Here is a 17,959-nt window from a genome sequence, read left to right on the forward strand (position 1 = left end):
CTCCGGGGGATGCCGCTGCCCGGACGGGCAGCGGCATCCGCGGGCCTACACGTCGAACTCGACCGGCAGGCTGTCCAGCAGGGACATCCAGGTGGACGCGGTCGAGGTGAGCTCCTCCGGCGGCACGGCCAGGCGCAGACCCGGCAGACGGTGCAGCAGGACGTCCACCGCGATCTCGATGATGGACATCCCGATGTTCTGCCCCGGGCACTCGTGCGGGCCCGCGCCGAACGCCAGGTGCGCCTGGTTGCCCTGCACCGAGACGCTCGGGTCGGGCCGGATCTCGGGGTCGACGTTGCCCGGGGCGAGACCGAGCACGAGCAGGTCGCCCTCCTCGATGCGGTGTCCGCCCAGTTCGACATCGCTGGCGGCGAAGCGCCCCGGCAGGACGGCCAGCGGCGGAGAGTTCCACATGGCCTCCTCCACCACCGCCGAGATGTTCAGCTGACCGCTGATCAGCCCGGAGAGCCGGGAGGCGTCGGTCAGGACCAGCTCCAGCACCCGGGCCAGCAGGTTGGTCGTGACGTGTGCGGCGATCAGCACCGCGCGCAGATGGGCCACGACCTCGTCGTGGTCGAGCGCCGCGTGATGCTCCAGCAGTCCGGTGGCCAGGTCGGAGCCGGGTTCGGACCGCCTGCGCTCGGCGAGTTCACCGAAGATCTCCCTGATCACCCCGTCGTGCATGACGGCGTCCTCGCCGCCCTTCATCACCTGGGCGCAGGACTCGACCAGGCGACGCCCCTCCGCCTCGGCGAGCCCCAGCACGCGGGCGATCACGAGCATCGGCAGATAGTCGGCGTAGTCCGCCACCAGATCGGCGCGGCCGGAGTCAGCGAACGCGTCGATCTGCTTGTTGGCGAAGTGCGTGGCGTGACGCCGCACACCGCGGCCGGCGGCGGACTGCAGCCCGTCGCTGACGGCACCGCGCAGTCGGCGGTGAGCCTCCCCGTCCTGGGACACGCAGTCGGGGCGCCAGGCGAGCATCGGAACCAGCGGCGAGTTCTCCGCGACCCGGCCCTCCCGCCAGTCCCGCCAGATCCGCGCGTCCCGGGGGAAGTGCAGGGGGTTGTCCAGCACGCGCCGGCTGTCCCGGTAGCCCAGCACCAGCCAGGCGCGGATGTCGCCCTCCAGCAGCACCGGCGCGACGGAGCCGTGCTCCTTGCGCAGCCGCTCGTAGATGCCGCGCGGGTCGGTCGCCGCCTCCGGCCCGTACAGCCGGGTGAGCTCGGTGTCATGGCCGAAGGGGCAACCGCGGGGCGCCTCGGAATCGTTTAAGGGCTGGGCGTTCATCGGGACTCCAGTGCGACGGCAGAGCGTTCCTTCAGGTGACGTATCAGGGCGACGAGGACGTCGCGGCTGGAGGCCCGGTCGCGGGCGTCGCAGGCCACGATCGGGGTGTGCGGGGAGATGTCCAGGGCGTCCCGGATCTCCTCGACCGGGTAGTCCTGGGAGTCGGGGAAGACGTTCAGGGCGACGACGAACGGGACGTCCTGCCGCTCCATCTCCTCGATGGCCCGGAAACTGGAGGCGAGCCGGCGGGTGTCCACCAGGACGATCGCGCCGAGCGCCCCCTTGAACAGGCCGTTCCACAGGAACCAGAAGCGCTCCTGGCCGGGCGTGCCGAACAGGTACAGCATGAGGCTGTCGTTGAGGCTGATCTTGCCGAAGTCCAGGCTGACGGTGGTCTCCGTCTTGTCGGCGACGCCGATGAGGTGGTCGACGTCGGCGCTGGCCTGGGTGAGGGTCTCCTCGGTGGTGAGCGGCTTGATGTCGCTGACCGAGCGGACCATGGTGGTCTTCCCGGTGCCGAAGCCGCCGGCGATCATCACCTTCACCGAGCGGGTGCCCCCGCCACCCGGCCCACCGGGCTGGTCAAAGCCTTTGAAGTCCACTGAGTACCTCCTCAAGGAGCGCGAGGTCGGGCCCGCGGTCGGCACCGTGCGCCGGGATGGGGTCACGGGCTTCGACGTGGCCTGCCTCCAGCAGATCCGTCAGCAGCACCGCGAGAATGTTGAAGGGCAATCCGAGGTGGGCGCCGAGTTCGGCCACCGACAGCGGATCACGGCAGCGCCGGAGGATCTCCTCGTGCTCGTGCTGCAACCCCGGTGCGGGGGCGGTGCGGGAGACGATGAGGGTCGCCACGTCGAGGGTCGACGCCGAACCGCCCGGTCCGCTGCGTCCCCGGGTGAGGACGTAGTAGCGCTCAAGACCGGACGGGTTCGTGGGCCGGCGGGGAGCACTCATCCAGAGTGCTCCTCCAGGCGCGGAGTGGTGCCGAGCAACTCGCCCATCCTGCGCGCCAGGTCCCTCATCTGATGACCGAGCAGGCCCTGGTCGAGGCCCTCCCGGGCGAGGACGCCGAGATAGGTCTCCACCCCGGCCCGCACGACGAAGAGGTGGCCGCCGTCGACCTCGATCATCGCCAGCCTGAGCTGCCCCGCGTACTTGGGGAACTGCTCGGCGACCGGCTGCGCCAGCGCCTGCAGTCCGGCCACCACCGCCGCGAAGCGGTCCACGTCGTCGGGGTCTTCGGCGCCGTAGGAGGTGATGGCCTTGCCGTCGCTGGAGGCCACGAGGGCGAAGTTGATCTCCTGGATGCTCTCCACCAGATCGCGGAGCGCCCAGCTCACATCGGTTCCCTGTTGCGTCATGGGACTAGTCGCTCTCTTCGGTGCGGTGCTGCTCGGTGGACTCGCGGCCGTCGGCCGTCGCGCCTTCCGCACCGGGCTCGCGGCCCGCGGTGGCGAAGGCGGCCAGGCCCGCGAAGGACGCGTCGGGCGGGACGGCGGCGACGGACGTCGTCTCCTCGGTCCGCTCCGGACGCTGGGCCGGCTCGTGACGGGCCGCCTCGTGGCGCTTGCTGCGGCGCCGGGGCAGGCCGCCGGGCGTGGTGTCCACGGCTTCGGCGGTGTCGGCCGGGGCCGCCGCGGCGGTTCCCTGCTCGCGGACCGGTGCGGCCGCGGCGGCCTGTGCCGTCGGGGCGGTCGCCGCCGGGGTGACGGAGGCGGCCGCGGGCAGCGGGCTGAAGTACTTGTGCGGGACCACGACCACGACCGAGGTGCCGAGCCACGGCGAGTCCGCGAAGGTGACGCGGATGCCGTAGCGGCGGGCGAGGGCGCCGACGACGCGGAGGCCGATGTTGGCGTCCTCCGAGATACCGCCCAGGCCCGCACCGGGCGCGGTGCCGGCGAGGGCGTGTTCGGCCTCGCGCTTCTTCTCCTCGCTCAGGCCCTTGCCCGAGTCCTGGATCTCGATGCCGACGCCGTTCGGGACCTCCTTGCCGGAGACGGTGACCGGCTCGGTGGGCGGCGAGTAGCGGGCCGCGTTGTCCAGGAGGTGCGCGAAGATCAGCGTGAGGTGGTCCACCAGGCCGCCGTCGACGCCGAGTTCGGGCAGATGGCGTACGTCGATCCGGTGGAAGTCCTTGATCCGGCCGATGCCGCCGCGGACCACGCTGAGCAGACGCTGCGGCTCCTGCCACTGCCGGCCGGGCCGGTCCGAGCCGCCGAGCACGCCGATGCTGGCGGCGAGACAGTCGGCGGGGCCGATCGCCTGGTCGAGCTCCATCAGGCCCCGGGCGACGGCCGGCAGCCGGCCGTGCTCGCCCTGCATCTCGTGCAGTCGGCCACGGAGCTTGCTGGTCAGGACGTGGATGCGGTTGCCGATGCTGATCACGGCCTGCTCGGCGGCGGTCGAGCGGTCGAACTCCTCCTCGACGGCGATCAGCGAGGTGCGCAGCAGCTTGCGCAGGTTCGTCTGGAGTTCGACGCCGACCTTCGCGCACTGGTTGACCGTCGGCAGGATGTCGTCGATGGCCTCGCCCTCACGCAACTGGCGCAGTGCGTCGGGAAGTTGCTCGTCGGCGAGCCGGGTGACCGCGGCCAGCTGGTGGGCCAGCTGCTCCTGCCAGACCTCGGCCTGGTCGGCGAGCTGCGCTTCGTAGGACTTGGCCTGGGCGGTGATCCGCTCCTCGTAGGAGGCGCTCTCCTCGGCCAGCCGCTCCTCGTACGCGCGGGCCTGCTCGGCGAACTGGGCCTCATAGGCTCCGGACTGCTCGGCCAGGCGGCCCTCCAGGGCGGCGCGGTCGGCGCTGAACTTCCGCTCCAGGCCCGCCACGTGGTGCTGCCACTGCTGCGAGTGCTCGGCCTGCGAGGCGCGGAAGTCGCCTTCGGCCTTGCGCAGCTGCATCCGGGTGCGCAGCAGGAGACGTACACACACGGTGCTTGCCGCGGTCGCCGCTGCGCCGGCGACGGCGGCGGTTATTCGCTCCGAGCTCATGAACGTGGCGGCAACCGTCCCACCTCCTAAAGCCAATGGCATCAGCCACCAGCTGTACCAGGCGACAGGGGGCCGCGCCGCCGGGGGCGGAGTGGCGAGTTCCATCTGCATCCTTCGAGGCAACGATCGATCAAGGGGGGGTGTGCAAGGCGATCGCACTCATGAGTACGCACCGCGGGATGACCGATCACGACCGAGTCAACTCGCAGCGCCGAACGGGAGCTTATCGGGTTTGAACGCAAAAGGATCAACCGCGCACCTTGACGGAAGTGAGGGTTCCGTCACTCTCAGCCAAGAGCGCATACATCGACAAATGCCTTTACGGATCTGCACAGTTGGAGAAAACGGCGTCGTTCTCACTGGCAGCCCACGCCGTCCTTCACCCGGGGGCAGGCCTCGACGCGCAGCATGCCGGGGGCGAGGACGCCGCCGGGGTCGCGGGCGTACAGCCCGCGGTCGCGGTGGGCACCGAGTCCGAGGAGGTGCGCCCGCTGCCGGTCGCAGTGCGCCGATCCGACGGAGCTGCTGATCCCGGTGGCCGGTACGCGGCGGCCCTATCGGGCCGCGGTCGTACGGAACGTACGGCGGTACGTCTGCGGTGACACCCCGATCGCGGCGTGCAGGTGCTGGCGCAGGGAGGCGCCGGTGGCGAAGCCGACCTGGCCTGCGATCCGGTCGACCGACAGATCGCTGGACTCCAGCAGATGGCGGGCGCGGGCCACGCGCTGCTGGATCAGCCAGCGGCCGGGGCTGAGGCCGACCTCCTCGTTGAAGCGGCGCGCGAAGGTGCGCATGCTCATCCGGGCGTGGGCGGCGAGGTCGGCCAGGGTGAGCGGTTCGGCCAGGCGCTCCAGCGCCCAGCTGCGGGTGGCGGCGGTGCTCGCGGCTCCGTCGGCCGGGACCGGCTGCTCGATGTACTGGGCCTGGCCGCCGTCCCGGAAGGGCGGCACGACGCAGCGCCGGGCCACCGCGTTGGCGAGTTCGCTGCCGTGGTCGGTGCGGACGATGTGCAGGCAGACGTCGACGCCGGACGCGGCGCCGGCCGAGGTGAGGATCCGGCCGTCGTGCACGAAGAGGACGTCCGGATCCAGGTCGACGTGGGGGAAGCGGCGGCGGAAGGGCTCGGTCACCTGCCAGTGCGTGGTCGCCCTGCGGCCGTCGAGGAGGCCGGCGGCGGCCAGCACGAAGGCGGCGGTGCAGATGGACACGATGCGTGCGTCCGGGCGGATCAGGGCGAGGGCGTCGGCGACCTCGACGGGGAGCTCCGCCGGGATGCAGGGGACGGCCATGGAGGCGACCACCACGGTGTCGGCCGTGGCGAGTATCTCCGGGCCGTGCTGGACCCCGATGGTGAAGTCCGCGTTGCTGCGCACCGGCCGGCCGTCGACGCTGCAGGTCAGCACCTCGTACCGGCCGTCGGCCGCGCCGAAGATCCGGCTGGGGATGCCCAGCTCGAAGGGGTAGACGCCGTCCAGGGCCAGGACGACGACCCGCTCCACCCGCCGGTCTCCGCTTCGCTTCATCCGCATGGCACGATCCTATCGAAGGTTGGCAATCGTGCCATTTCCCGGGGCGGCGGACCCGGGCAGGCTGTTTCACCATGAGCACTGTGAAGACGATGCGAGCCATCAGCCAGGACACTCTGGGCGGTCCCGAGGTCCTGAAGGAAGTGGAACTCCAGCGGCCCGAGCCGCGCCCCAACGAGGTACTGGTCCGCGTACGCGCCGCGGGCGTCAACCCGACGGACTGGAAGCACCGCGCGACCGGCGGTTTCCTGGGCGAGCCGCCCTTCGTCCTCGGCTGGGACGTTTCCGGCGTGGTCGAGGCGGTCGGCGTCGGAGTCGCCCGGTTCAAGCCCGGAGACGAGGTCTTCGGCATGCTGTCGTACCCGTTCGGCCACGGCTCGCACGCCGAGTACGTCACCGCCCCGGCCCGCGTCTTCGCGCACAAGCCGGCCTCCGTGGACCACATCCAGGCGGGCGCGCTGCCGCTGGTCTCCCTGACCGCGTGGCAGGCCCTCGTCGAGTACGCCGACGTACGGCCGGGGCAGCGCGTACTGATCCACGCGTCCGCGGGCGGGGTCGGGCACGTGGCCGTGCAGATCGCCAAGGCGAAGGGCGCGTATGTGATCGGTACGGCCAGCGCGGGCAAGCACGAGTTCCTGCGCGGGCTCGGTGCGGACGAGGCGATCGACTACCGGGAGACCGACTTCACCGAGGCCGTGAAGGACGTCGACGTCGTCCTGGACACGATCGGCGGCGACAACGCGACGCGGTCACTGCGCGTACTGCGGCCGGGCGGGCTCGTGGTGTCGATCCTGCCGGTCGGTTCGGACGACTTCCACGAGGAAGCCGCGCGGCTCGGCGTCCGGTCGCTGCGGATGCTCGTCGACTCCTCGCACAGCGGCATGACCGCGATCGCGGAACTGGTCGAGGCGGGCAGGCTGCGCGCCACGATCGCCGGGACGTTCCCGCTGCCCGATGCCGCCGAGGCGCATGCGCTCGGCGACACCGGCCGGACGACGGGGAAGCTGGTCCTCGTGATGGACTGACCTCGGTCAGAACGTCAGCACGGGCTTGATCGCCTTGCCCGCGCCCATGTCCCGCACCGCCTGGTCGATGTCCGCGAACGGATAGGTGCTGATCAGGCGGTGCAGCGGGAGCCGCCCCTCCTTCACCAGGGCGACCAGGGCCGGGACGAAGGTCTGTGTCTCGGCGTCACCGAGGGTGAGGCCGACGACCCGCTTGCCGCCGAGCAGCCCGTTGACGTCGAGGCCGACCTCGGTACCGAAGGGCGGGGCGCCGACGACGACCAGGGTGCCGCGAGCCGCGAGCGCGTCGACGCCCCGGCGCAGGACGCCGACGTTGCCGGTGGTCTCCACCACGCCGTCGGCTCCGTGTCCGCCGGTGATCCCGGCGAGCGCCTCGCCGAGGTCGAACGCCCCGGCGTCGACGGTGTGGGTGGCGCCCAACTCCCTGGCCAGCGCGAGGCGTTCAGCGACCCGGTCGACGGCGACGACGGTCGTGGCGGGTGTCATCGTGGCCGCCATGACGGCGGACAGGCCGACGGCTCCGGCGCCGAGGACGACGATGGTGGCTCCGGTGTCCGGCTTCAGTACGTTCCAGACGGCGCCCACTCCGGTCTGCACCCCGCAGCCCAGCGGGGCGATGGAGGCGAGGGGCACCTCCGGGTCGACCTTGACCAGGCTGCGCTCGTCCACCAGCGCACGCTCCGCGAAGGAGGACTGCCCGAAGAAGTGGCCGCCCAGGGCCTGGCCGTCCCGGCTGATGGTGGCGGTGCCGTCGGCCCGGCGGCCGCCGATGAGGTTCAGCGGCAGCCAGGTCGCGCAGTATGCGGGGTGACCGGCCCGGCAGTTGCGGCAGTCGCCGCAGGAGGTGAAGGACAGCACGACGTGGTCGCCCGGCGCGACGCCGGTCACGGCCGTCCCTACGGCCTCGACGACACCCGCGCCCTCGTGGCCGAGGACGCCGGGCAGCGGGAAGGGCAGTCCGCCGCTCGCCACGCCGAGGTCGGTGTGGCACAGGCCGGCCGCGACCATGCGGACGACGGCCTCGTGGGGTCCGGGTTCGTCGAGTTCGACGCCGGACAGGGTGAAGCTCGCTCCGCCGGACTCGACGACGGCGGCACGGGTGGGGATGGACATCGGGCGGATCTCCTTCGCGGTGCGCTCAGTCGAGCGAGACGACGACGGACTTGGTGGTGGTGTAGGCGTCGAGCGCCTCGGGCCCGTACTCGCGCCCGAAGCCGGAGTCCCTCACACCGCCGAAGGGGACGGCGGGGTCGAGCATCGCCCAGTCGTTGACCCAGACGATGCCGGCGTCGAGCCGGTCGGCGATGCGGTGGGCGCGGGCCAGGTTGCCGGTCTGCACGCCCGAAGCAAGTCCGTACGGCGTGGAGTTGGCGAGCTCGACGGCCTCGTCCTCGGAGTCGAAGGGCTGCACGGTGAGGACCGGGCCGAAGATCTCCTCCTGGACCACGCGGGAGTCGTTGGGCAGGTCGGCGATCACGGTGGGCTTGTAGTAGTAGCCGCCGTCCAGGTCGAGCCGCTCACCGCCGCAGACGATGCGGCCGCCCTCCTTGCGGGCGATGTCGACGTACTCCTCGACCTTGCGCAGATGCCGCTCCCCCGCCATCGGGCCGATGACGGTCTCGGGCTTGCGGGGGTCGCCGAGCGGCACGCCGGGCACGGCGTCGGCGAGGATGCCGAGCAGGGTGCCGTAGACCTGCCGCGCCACCAGCAGCCGCGGTCCGCCCATGCAGAACTGTCCGGTGTTGAAGACGAACCCCTTGATGATCGCGCCGACGGCCTTCTCCAGGTCGGCGTCCTCGAAGACCAGGTGGGCCGCGTTGCCGCCGAGTTCCATGGTGACGGGCTTGAGCAACTCACCGGCGACGGCCGCGACCCTGCGGCCGACCGCGGTCGAGCCGGTGAAGGCGACCTTGTCGACACCGGAGTGCCGCAGCAGCGCCTCACCGGCCGCGGGTCCGCCGGTGACGACGTTGACGACGCCGTCGGGGACACCGGCCCGTTTGAAGAGCTCGGCCATGTACAGAGCGCTGAGCGGGGTCTCCTCGGCGGGCTTGTGCACCACCGTGTTGCCGGCCGCGAGCGCCGGGGCGATCTTGGAACCGGCCAGGATCAGCGGGAAGTTGTACGGGGTGATGGCCGCGACCACGCCGAGCGGCCGGCGCCGGACGTAGGCGAGGGCGTTCATCGGTGTGTCCCGGACGGAGCCGTCCAGGGCGTGGGCGAGGGCGGCGAAGTGCTCGTAGTCGTTGGCGGCGTTGGTGACGTCGACGGCGTGGGCGAGTGTGATGGGCTTGCCGACGTCGCGGCTCTCCAGTTCGGCGACGGTGTCGGCGTTCTCCCGGATCAGCGCCGCGACCCGGTGCAGCACCCTGCCCCGCTCCCGGCCGCTGAGCCCGGACCAGGCGCCGTCGTCGAAGGCGTCCCGGGCCGCGCGCACGGCCGCGTCCACGTCGGCGGCGCCCGCGTCGGCGACGGTGGTGAGGACAGCGCCCCGGGACGGATCGACCACCTCGGTGCGCGCCCCGTCGGCGGCCTCGCGCCACCGGCCCCCGACGAACAACCGGCCGGGTTCGATCTCGAAGGTGGTCATCGCCACTCCTCAGCTCCGTCGCCAAGATTTCAACAAACAGGATTCCTGTTGTTCGGCAGTCTCATTACGGACAGGTTTCCTGTCAATGCTCTACGCTGAACCCATGCGGGACGCACAGGTGACCAAGGCAGCTCCGTCGCTCCTCTACATGGTGAAACAGGTGGAGCTCGTCGTGCGCTCCCACCTGGACGAACTGGTCAAGCCGTCCGGGATCACGGCGTTGCAGTACACCGCGCTCACCGTCCTGCAGCGGCACGACGGACTGTCGGCCGCGCAACTGGCCCGCGACTCGTTCGTCACGGCCCAGTCGATCGCCGATCTGGTGCGCAGCCTGGACAACCGCGGACTCGTCCGCCGGGAGCGCAATCCGCGCAACCGCCGCGAGCTGCTGATCCTGCTGACCGACGCCGGCCGCGACGTACTCGCCCGGCACGAGGGGCCGGTACGGGAGCTGGAGGAGCGGATGGTGCGGGACCTCACGGTCCATCAGACGGAGCAGTTCCGCCAGGCGCTCTCCAGGGCATGGCACGCACTGTCGTAGCCACGTTCCGGACATCCGGCGAAGCCTCTGCCGCAATTCGAAGACATATGTCAATCGAACATGCTCAGATTCGCTCAATCGAGGGTAACTTGCAGTGCGGGGACTGGATTTGAGCAGCTGCCCAAGTGAGCTGGTTGGAGGCGATGTCGTCGTGCAGCAAGGTCCTGCGCCGTTCAGTCGGCATCTGCGCGTCCACCGGCACCGGGGCCATACGGTGCTGGAGTTGCACGGCGAGATCGACATCGCGTCGGCGGTGGAGATCACCCCCTACCTGGACCGGGTGACCACCGACCCCGACGCCCGGATCGTGATCGACCTCAGGAACGTGGAGTTCTTCGACTGCTCCGGGCTGCGCCTGCTGTTCCGGGCCCGCAGCCGGGTCCTGGACCACGGCGGGCGGCTGCTCCTGGTCTGCACCCACCCGCTCACCCTGCGCGTCCTCAGGATCACCGGCCTCGCCCGCCTGCTGCCCCCGCATCCGACGCCGGACGCGGCCCTGGACCAGTCGGAGGCGACGTCCGGCACGTCATGAGGCGCCCGAGCCGGTCGTTCACACCCCTTCCTGCGCGTCGAAAAGGGCGCTGACGGACTCCCCGTTGTGGATACGGCGCACGGCCTCGGCGAGCGCCGGGGCGATGGACAGGATCCGCAGCTTGTCGGTGCGCTCCTGCGCGGGGACCGGCACGGTGTTGGTGCACACGATCTCCAGTACGTCCGGCTGCTCGCCGATCCGCTTCAGGGCGCCGGACGCGAACAGGCCGTGCGTACAGGCGACCCGGATCGACCTCGGCCCCAACTCCCGCAGCCGGTCCAGGAGTTCCAGGACGGTGCTGCCCTTGGCGATCTCGTCGTCCAGCACGATGACGTCCCGGTCGGCCACGTCGCCGATGACGGAACTGATGCTGACCCGGTCGTCCGCGAACCGCTGCTTGGCACCGGCGGCCACCTGGGCGCCGATCATCCGCGCGAACGCCGCCGCCTCCTTGGCGTTGCCGAGGTCCGGGGAGACGACGGTCGTACGCGAGAGGTCGTACTGCCGGAAGTGCGCGGCGAGTTCGCGCAGCGCGTGCAGGTGGTCGACCGGCACCGTGAAGAAGCCGTGCACCTGCGGCGAGTGCAGCGTCATCGCGAGGACGCGGCTCGCACCGGCCGCCACCATCAGGTCGGCCACGAGCCGGCCGCCGAGGGAGATGCGGGGCGCGTCCTTCTTGTCGGAGCGGGCGTAGGAGTAGTGCGGCATGACGACGGTGATCCGGCGCGCCGACGCCCCGCGCGCGGCGTCGCACATCATCAGCAGCTCGACGAGGTGCTCCTGGACGGGCCGGACCAGCGGCTGGATCAGGAAGACGTCCCGTTCCCGGCAGTTCGCCTGAAGCTGCACCTCTAGGCAGTCGTTGGCGAACCGGCTGACCCGGCTGGGACTGAGCGGCACCCCCAGGTGCGTGCAGACCTCCGCCGCCAGTTCGGGGTGGGCACTACCGCTGAACACGGCGATCTCTCGCACGATCCGCTCCTCGCATGATCATTCGGGTGGCGCACTCATGCTACTGACCTCAGCAGAAACGTTGCGGCCGACCTCGGGGCAGGGGCGTCCCGGCAACCGGTCGGGACACCGATCTGCCAACGGACCGGTCCCGCAAGGACTTTGGGGGTATCCGAAGAGCAGGGAAGGAGGAACGTCGACATGACGACTCCCATGAAGCGCATCAACCAGCGCATGCCCGGCTGGGCGAAGGCGGTGACCGCCCTCGTGGTGGTGCTCGTCGTCCTCTTCGCCGGGATCCGGTTCAGCGTGCTCCCCGGCCTCAAGGACCTGTTCGGCACCGAGACCAAAGACCGCTCCGGACCCGCACTGCTCCAGTCCATCCAGGACATGAGCCGCTACGACGCCGCCTCCGGCAACTTCCAGATCGTCGTGGATCTGGAGAAGGACGCCAAGTTCCTGCCCGACGCGATCCGCGGCACCCGCACCCTGTACGTCGGCGCGGGCACCGTGGACGCCTACGTCGACCTGGGCAAGGTCGGCGAGGACGACGTCACGGTCGACGAGGACCGTACGTCCGCCACGCTCCGCCTGCCGCACGCCGCCCTCGGCAAGCCGTCCCTCGACCCCGATCGCTCCTACGCCGTGTCCAAGGAGCGCGGTCTCCTCGACCGTCTCGGCGATCTCTTCTCGGACAACCCGAACAGCGAACAGGCCGTGCAGAAGCTGGCGGTCCAGCACATCGGCGAGGCCGCCGAGCAGAGCGAGCTGACCGCGCGCGCCGAGACCAACACGACCGCCATGCTCAAGGGCCTGCTGCACTCCCTCGGCTTCAAGGAGGTGAAGGTGAGGTACGGGGACTGACCCCTTCCAGGTACTGGATGTGCTCGCGGCTCCGCCCGGTGCGGCCGCAGCGCGCGCCGGGCCCCGCGTGGATGGCGAACACCGCCCCTGGTGACAAGGGCGGCGGCACTCGGGGCACCGCCCGCAGTACCCCGGCAGCGTCGGGAACCGGCCGAGTCGGCGACCGGCCGCGGGCCCGGCGCATCGCCACGCGATGCCGGGGTAATCGCCTTACCACCAAGGGCAGTTGAAGACTGGAGGACCGCATGGCTCGGGGAACCTCACGTTCGCGTGCCGCGTTGCACCCCAGCACTCCCAGGCCCCGGGGCGCCGCCGAGGCCGGCGGCGGCGCGAAGCCGACGGCCGGTCGGGCGGCATCGAGGGGCTTCACCCGGTTCGGACGGCGCGCCCGGTCCGAACTCTCCCCCGAACCGAAGGGCGCCCCTCGCCCGGCGCGCAGTCCCCTGCGTGTCCTCGCCCGCCTCGTGGCGATGGTCTGCGCCTTCGCGTTCATGGTCGCCTTCGCCGTCGTCCTGGCGAAGCTCACCCTGCAACCCTCGCCCGCCTCCGAGGCACTGACCCACACCAACCTGCGGCCCGGCCGTTCCCTGCGGGCCTATCTGGACCAGCCCGAACTGCGCGACGCGGTCCGGCAGATCGGCGGGAACCTGCTGCTGGGCGTTCCGTTCGGCATCCTGGTGCCGGTCGTCGCCCCCCGGACCCGAGGGGTCCTGCGGGTCCTTCTGCTGACGGCGACCGTGATGCTTCTCGTCGAGTTCGCCCAGGGCGCCCTGGTGACGGGGCGCGCCTTCGACATCGACGACGTCATCCTCAACACCACCGGTGCCCTGATCGGCTACCTGGTGCTGGGCCGGCGGCTGAGCAGGGCCGTGCACTCCCGCGAGCGACGCGCATAGGGCCCTGTCCACCGGACGGCCTCAGCGCAGCGTGAGCTGGACGACGGCCACCGTGCCGACGACCACGATGAAGGCGCGCAGGGCCGCGGGGCGCAGACGGCGGCCCATGCCGGCCCCGAGGTGGCCGCCGACCGCTGATCCGACGGCGAGGAGGGCCACGGCCGTCCAGTCGAAGTCAGCGGCGACGAGGAAGAAGAGCGCGGCCACGGAGTTGACCACGGCGACGAGCACGTTCTTGACGGCGGTGAGGCTCTGCAGATCGTCGTCGAGGAGCATGCCCATCAGGGCGACGTAGATGATGCCCTGGGCGGCGGAGAAGTAGCCGCCGTAGACGCTGGCCAGGCTCAGGCCGACGAGCAGCATGAGGCCGCCGTCGGGGCGTGCGGGTCTACCCTCGCGCGCCCGGCGGGCACGCAGCCTCCTGCTGATCAGCGGCTGGAGGACGACCAGGACGAGGGCGAGCCCCACCAGCAGCGGCACGATCCTCTCGAACGCCGAGGCGGGCAGCACCAGCAGCAGCGCGGCACCGGTGACGCCGCCGAGCACGGCGCCGGCGCTCCACTTCAGAAGGCGCCGGCGCAGGCCCCGTAGTTCGTGCCGGTATCCGACGGCTCCGCTGATGGAGCCGGGGATCAGGCCGAGAGCGTTGGAGACGGTGGCGGTGACGGGCGGCAGGCCGGTCGCCAGCAGGACGGGGAACGTGATCAGCGTCCCCGAGCCGACGACGACGTTGACGGCGCCCGCGGCGATGCCGGCGCCGAGGACGGCGAGCATGTCACCCAGGTGTGCGGCGTTCATGAGTGGGAGCGTAGGAACCGAACACTTCCGTGGTGACCGAGGGTGCGGGGACCGGGAGCCGGATGCGCCCGCGGTGCGGTCGAAGGGGAGGTGCTCGGCTCGGCCCGTCGCGCGCCCGCAGTAGGTTCTTCTCGGAGCCCGGCAACCATCGGAACGTGACTCACCGCATCATCGAGGAGAACTGACTGTGCATCAGCGGACCTGGATCGCCGTCGCCGACCGCTTCGACGGTCCGCTCGTCGATGAGGACCACGGGGTCCGGCGCGCGGCCGCCGCGGGCGGTGACGGGGCCGGTCCGCCACGGTGCCAGCCGGCACCGCCTGCGCGCGCGGGTCGCTACGGCCGCACCCCGGCCGTGGGCACCGGCTGACCCGGGGCCCGACTCATGCCACGTGTCACGGAGTTGACGTACTACCCGGTCAAAGGGTGCGCCGGGACGGCGGCCACCGAGGCGCTGCTGACCCCCGCCGGCCTCGCCCATGACCGCACCTTCATGGTCACCGACCCGGACGGCCGGTTCCGCACCCAGCGCCGCGATCCACGGCTGGCGCTGATCCGCCCCACCATCAGCGCCGACGGGGCCCGGCTCACCCTCCACGCGCCACGGTGCGGGTCACTGCGCCTGGAGGTGGACACCACCGGTCCCCGGCGGCCGGTGGACCTGTTCGGCGCCGCCCATACGGGGATCGACCAGGGTGACGCGGTGGCCGCATGGCTCACTGAGGTGCTGGGCACGCCGAGCCGTCTGGTGCGGGTGCCACCGGAGCACGACCGGGTGACCGACGGCAGGACTCCGGGCACCTCCGGCTACGCCGACAGTTGCGCCCTGCACGTCCTTTCCCGCTCCACCCTCGACCTGCTCGACCGCAGGCTCGCCGAACGCGGGGTGCGGCCCCTGCCCCTGGACCGGTTCCGCCCCAACATCGTGATCGAGGGCTGGGACGAGCCGCACACGGAGGATCGCGTCCACCGCGTCGAGGTCGGCGAGGCGGAACTGGGCTATGCGAAGCTCGCCATCCGCTGCGCGGTCACCCTGGTCGACCAGGACTCCGGGAGCAGAGCGGGTCCGGAGCCTTTGCGCACCCTTGCCGGCTACCGGCGGGCGGCCGAGGGGGGTGTGGCGTTCGGCGCCAAGTTCGCCGTCCTGCGCGGCGGCCGTGTCGCCGTGGGCGACGACGTGACCGTCACCGCTTGGGGGGCGTCCGAACTGTAGGCCGCTCGGAAGGGGCCCCGGCGAGGACGAGTGCACCGCCGGTTCCGACCGGAGAGGGACGTCTCGGGCCGCCTCGACGGCGTCGACCCGCGGGCCGACACGTGCCTTCTCGTGACCGGCGACGTCCCGGCCCGACGGCACCCGGCTGCGGATCCGGACCAGCACCGGCGGCGGCGAGCGAAGTGGACCGTCGGCCGGCCCGGGCCGTCGTCAGTGGTGGTGCCAGGTGAACTTGTCTCCGCCGACCCAGCGGACCACGTCCGGATCGTCCAGGTCGTGCACCGTGATGCCGAAGGCGGCGGCGGTCTGCAGGACGTCGGTGACGGTCTTCGCCATACCGACGACCACACCGTCGATCTCCATGATGCGGAACGGAGGCGTACCCGGCTGAACCCCGAGCACCATGATCCGCGGTTGTGACATGTGCGGGCTCGCGATTTCGGTCATGCATAGAGCGTAGAGCGCAACCCGCGTCAACGGTTCCTCCAGGACGTGGCCGCGCGCCCCGGTCCCGCCCGCCTCAGGGGCGGCGCCACGCGTCGTCCCCGAGGTGGGAGCCGGCCTGGGGCCCCATGCGCAGCATGCCGCCGTCCACGCTCCAGGAGGCACCGGTGACGTAGGAGGCGTCGGGACCGGCGAGGAAGGCGATCACGGCGGCGACCTCGCGGGCGTCACCGGGACGGCCGAGCGGGACGCCGGGGCGGACCTCGGTGTGCACGTCGGTGTCCTCCTGCCCGGTCATGGGCGTGGCGATCTCGCCCGGGGCGACCGCGTTGACGGTGATGCCGTGTTCGGCCAGCTCCAGGGCCATGACCTGGGTGAGCAGCCCCAGGCCGCCCTTGGCCGCGCAGTAGGGGCCGGCGCCGACGCGCGGCTGGTGTTCGTGGACGGACGTGACGTTGACTATCCGGCCGCCGTCGCCCTGGCGGACCATGTGCCGCGCCGCCCGCTGCCCGCACAGGAAGGGGCCGGTCAGGTCGACGTCGATGACTTCGCGGAAGGTGTCCAGCTCCAGGTCCATGAAGGGGGTCATGGTGCCCGTCCCCGCGTTGTTGACCAGGACGTCGAGCCGGCCGAGCCGGTCGCACAGCTCGTCGACGGTGTCGGCGGCGCCCGGCAGCTGAGTGAGGTCCATCCGGGCCACGGCCGCGCGCTGCCCGCAGGCACGGACTTCCCCGGCGGTCTCCTCGGCGCCCTTGAGGTCACTGTGCCAGGTGATGCCGACGTCCATGCCCGCCCGGGCCAGCCGGACGGCGGTGGCCTTGCCGATCCCGGAGTCGGCGCCGGTGATCACGGCCACCTTGCTGCGCGGTGCGGTGGGTGCGGACATGGCGGGGCCTCCTCGGGGACGGTCCGGTGGCGATGAGCCATCGCAGTACCCGGGCCCGTACCGGGCAAACGGCCGGCCGCACCCGGCGAACGGCCCGCCCGCCCGCCGCCGAGCCGACCGCCGCGCCGGAGGGCGGGCCGCCATCGCGTCGGCCCGGCCGCAGGCCCCCCTGACACGGCGGCCTACCGCCACGTCCGGGTCGTCGCCGCCACGGTGGACCCGGTTCCGGAGGGTGGGCCGGGCCCGGGAGCACGAGCGGCCCCGAGCCCGGCCCGGGCGCGTCGCCCGTCGTGCGGGCCCCGTGCGCCTGGGGAACTCTGGAGGAGGAGGTGACGATGGACCCCGTGCAGGCTCTGGAGCGGATCGCCTTCCTGCTGGAGCGGTCCCTGGCGCCGACCTACCGCGTCCGCGCCTTCCGCACGGCGGCCCGGGTGCTGGCCGAGCTGCCCGAGGACGAGGTGCGTGAGCGGGCGGAGGCCGGGTCGCTGGAGTCACTCAAGGGGGTCGGCCCGAAGACCGCCCAGGTGGCCCGGGAGGCACTGGCCGGGGGGACGCCCGGGTACCTGGAGAAGCTGGAGGCGGAGTCCGGGGCGCCCGAGCATCGGGACGGCGCCGAGTTGCGGGCGCTGCTGCGCGGTGACTGCCATCTGCACTCCGACTGGTCGGACGGCGGCAGCCCGATCGAGGAGATGGGCAGGACCGCCGCGGAGCTCGGCCACGAGTGGGCGGCGCTCACCGACCACTCGCCGCGGCTGACCGTGGCTCGCGGCCTGTCCCCCGAGCGGCTTCGGCGGCAGTTGGACGTGGTGGCCGCGCTGAACGAGACCTGGGCGCCGTTTCGGCTGCTCACCGGCATCGAGTGCGACATCCTTGAGGACGGCTCGCTGGACCAGGAACCGGAGCTGCTGGAGCGGCTGGACGTCGTGGTGGTGTCCGTGCACTCCAAGCTGCGCATGGACGCCCGCTCCATGACCCGGCGCATGGTGCGGGCCGTACGGGATCCGCACGCGGACGTCCTGGGGCACTGCACGGGCAGGCTGGTGACCGGGCGGGGGCGGCCCGAGTCGGAGTTCGATGCGGACGAGGTGTTCGCCGCGTGTGCCGAGTCGGGCACGGCGGTGGAGATCAACAGCCGCCCGGAGCGTCTCGACCCGCCGCGCCGGCTGCTGCGCCGGGCCGTGGAGGCGGGCGTGCTGTTCTCGGTCGACACCGACGCGCACGCGCCCGGCCAGTTGGACTGGCAGATCCTCGGCTGCGCCCGCGCGCAGGAGTGCGGTGTGCCGGCCGAGCGGGTGGTGACCACCTGGGCCCTGGAGGAGGTGCTGGCCTGGACGCGCGAGGGCCGGACGCCGTCCCGAGTGGCGGGCGCCTGACGTGGTACTCGTTCCGCACGTCCAGCGGCACGGGATGCGACG

The 17,959-nt window shown here is 71.9% G+C and carries 20 protein-coding genes; 8 read left to right on the plus strand and 12 right to left on the minus strand.

Annotated features, from left to right (window positions below; all coding sequences use genetic code 11):
- Positions 1–45: 45 nt before the first annotated feature.
- From ACWCPI_RS08170 to ACWCPI_RS08195, 6 genes are all read right to left on the minus strand, one after another.
- A complete protein-coding gene (locus ACWCPI_RS08170) occupies positions 46–1,290 on the minus strand; it encodes a cytochrome P450 (protein WP_451037318.1) in 1,245 nt (414 codons plus the stop codon).
- Positions 1,287–1,892: a GTP-binding protein gene (locus ACWCPI_RS08175; protein ID WP_451037319.1), complete on the minus strand. Its 606-nt coding sequence runs from the start codon at positions 1,890–1,892 to the stop codon at positions 1,287–1,289. The genes ACWCPI_RS08170 and ACWCPI_RS08175 overlap by 4 nt, the downstream gene beginning before the upstream one ends.
- Positions 1,873–2,244, minus strand: coding sequence for a DUF742 domain-containing protein (locus tag ACWCPI_RS08180; protein ID WP_388805274.1), 372 nt, complete (start codon positions 2,242–2,244; stop codon positions 1,873–1,875). The genes ACWCPI_RS08175 and ACWCPI_RS08180 overlap by 20 nt, the downstream gene beginning before the upstream one ends.
- Positions 2,241–2,651 (minus strand): roadblock/LC7 domain-containing protein, encoded by a 411-nt coding sequence (locus tag ACWCPI_RS08185; protein ID WP_031485587.1) that lies wholly within the window; start codon positions 2,649–2,651, stop codon positions 2,241–2,243. The genes ACWCPI_RS08180 and ACWCPI_RS08185 overlap by 4 nt, the downstream gene beginning before the upstream one ends.
- A gap of 4 nt (positions 2,652–2,655) precedes the next feature.
- Positions 2,656–4,383, minus strand: a complete 1,728-nt coding sequence (locus tag ACWCPI_RS08190) for an ATP-binding protein (protein ID WP_451037575.1) — start codon at positions 4,381–4,383, stop codon at positions 2,656–2,658.
- 449 nt (positions 4,384–4,832) lie between these two features.
- Complete coding sequence (locus ACWCPI_RS08195; RefSeq protein ID WP_451037320.1) at positions 4,833–5,807, minus strand: GlxA family transcriptional regulator; 975 nt, start codon at positions 5,805–5,807, stop codon at positions 4,833–4,835.
- Between the two features lie 71 nt (positions 5,808–5,878).
- Between ACWCPI_RS08195 and ACWCPI_RS08200 the strand changes: the two genes are divergently transcribed.
- Complete coding sequence (locus ACWCPI_RS08200) at positions 5,879–6,829, plus strand: NADP-dependent oxidoreductase (protein ID WP_451037321.1); 951 nt, start codon at positions 5,879–5,881, stop codon at positions 6,827–6,829.
- A gap of 6 nt (positions 6,830–6,835) precedes the next feature.
- Here ACWCPI_RS08200 and ACWCPI_RS08205 read toward each other — a convergent pair whose 3' ends face one another.
- Together ACWCPI_RS08205 and ACWCPI_RS08210 are read right to left on the minus strand one after the other, a co-directional pair.
- Positions 6,836–7,942, minus strand: coding sequence for an NAD(P)-dependent alcohol dehydrogenase (locus tag ACWCPI_RS08205; RefSeq protein ID WP_451037322.1), 1,107 nt, complete (start codon positions 7,940–7,942; stop codon positions 6,836–6,838).
- A 25-nt stretch (positions 7,943–7,967) separates the two neighbouring features.
- Positions 7,968–9,419: an aldehyde dehydrogenase family protein gene (locus ACWCPI_RS08210; RefSeq protein WP_451037323.1), complete on the minus strand. Its 1,452-nt coding sequence runs from the start codon at positions 9,417–9,419 to the stop codon at positions 7,968–7,970.
- Between the two features lie 103 nt (positions 9,420–9,522).
- Between ACWCPI_RS08210 and ACWCPI_RS08215 the strand changes: the two genes are divergently transcribed.
- Positions 9,523–9,960, plus strand: a complete 438-nt coding sequence (locus ACWCPI_RS08215; RefSeq protein ID WP_451037324.1) for a MarR family winged helix-turn-helix transcriptional regulator — start codon at positions 9,523–9,525, stop codon at positions 9,958–9,960.
- A gap of 151 nt (positions 9,961–10,111) precedes the next feature.
- Positions 10,112–10,492: an anti-sigma factor antagonist gene (locus ACWCPI_RS08220; protein ID WP_388805296.1), complete on the plus strand. Its 381-nt coding sequence runs from the start codon at positions 10,112–10,114 to the stop codon at positions 10,490–10,492.
- 18 nt (positions 10,493–10,510) lie between these two features.
- Here ACWCPI_RS08220 and ACWCPI_RS08225 read toward each other — a convergent pair whose 3' ends face one another.
- The gene (locus tag ACWCPI_RS08225; RefSeq protein WP_451037325.1) at positions 10,511–11,464 is read right to left on the minus strand and encodes a ribose-phosphate diphosphokinase; all 954 of its coding nucleotides are present in this window, start codon (positions 11,462–11,464) and stop codon (positions 10,511–10,513) included.
- A 180-nt stretch (positions 11,465–11,644) separates the two neighbouring features.
- On the opposite strand from ACWCPI_RS08225, the gene ACWCPI_RS08230 reads away from it, so the two are divergent.
- On the plus strand, positions 11,645–12,307 hold the full coding sequence (locus ACWCPI_RS08230; RefSeq protein ID WP_451037326.1) for a DUF4230 domain-containing protein: 663 nt from the start codon (positions 11,645–11,647) through the stop codon (positions 12,305–12,307).
- Positions 12,308–12,552: 245 nt separating this feature from the next.
- Complete coding sequence (locus ACWCPI_RS08235; RefSeq protein WP_451037327.1) at positions 12,553–13,203, plus strand: VanZ family protein; 651 nt, start codon at positions 12,553–12,555, stop codon at positions 13,201–13,203.
- 21 nt (positions 13,204–13,224) lie between these two features.
- On the opposite strand, the gene ACWCPI_RS08240 is transcribed toward ACWCPI_RS08235, so the two are convergent.
- The gene (locus tag ACWCPI_RS08240) at positions 13,225–14,001 is read right to left on the minus strand and encodes a sulfite exporter TauE/SafE family protein (protein WP_451037328.1); all 777 of its coding nucleotides are present in this window, start codon (positions 13,999–14,001) and stop codon (positions 13,225–13,227) included.
- A gap of 187 nt (positions 14,002–14,188) precedes the next feature.
- On the opposite strand from ACWCPI_RS08240, the gene ACWCPI_RS08245 reads away from it, so the two are divergent.
- Positions 14,189–14,371, plus strand: a complete 183-nt coding sequence (locus ACWCPI_RS08245) for a hypothetical protein (protein WP_451037329.1) — start codon at positions 14,189–14,191, stop codon at positions 14,369–14,371.
- Positions 14,372–14,386: 15 nt separating this feature from the next.
- Positions 14,387–15,214 carry an MOSC domain-containing protein gene (locus tag ACWCPI_RS08250; protein ID WP_451037330.1) on the plus strand — a complete coding sequence of 276 codons (828 nt, stop codon included), beginning with the start codon at positions 14,387–14,389 and terminating at the stop codon, positions 15,212–15,214.
- Between the two features lie 210 nt (positions 15,215–15,424).
- On the opposite strand, the gene ACWCPI_RS08255 is transcribed toward ACWCPI_RS08250, so the two are convergent.
- Positions 15,425–15,661, minus strand: a complete 237-nt coding sequence (locus tag ACWCPI_RS08255) for a hypothetical protein (RefSeq protein WP_451037331.1) — start codon at positions 15,659–15,661, stop codon at positions 15,425–15,427.
- Positions 15,662–15,734: 73 nt separating this feature from the next.
- Entirely contained in the window at positions 15,735–16,544 is an 810-nt protein-coding gene (locus ACWCPI_RS08260) for an SDR family oxidoreductase (protein ID WP_451037332.1), read from the minus strand.
- Positions 16,545–16,879: 335 nt separating this feature from the next.
- On the opposite strand from ACWCPI_RS08260, the gene ACWCPI_RS08265 reads away from it, so the two are divergent.
- Positions 16,880–17,917: a PHP domain-containing protein gene (locus ACWCPI_RS08265; protein ID WP_451037333.1), complete on the plus strand. Its 1,038-nt coding sequence runs from the start codon at positions 16,880–16,882 to the stop codon at positions 17,915–17,917.
- The last annotated feature ends 42 nt before the right edge of the window (positions 17,918–17,959 follow it).

It is taken from the genome of Streptomyces sp. NPDC001920, assembly GCF_053594495.1.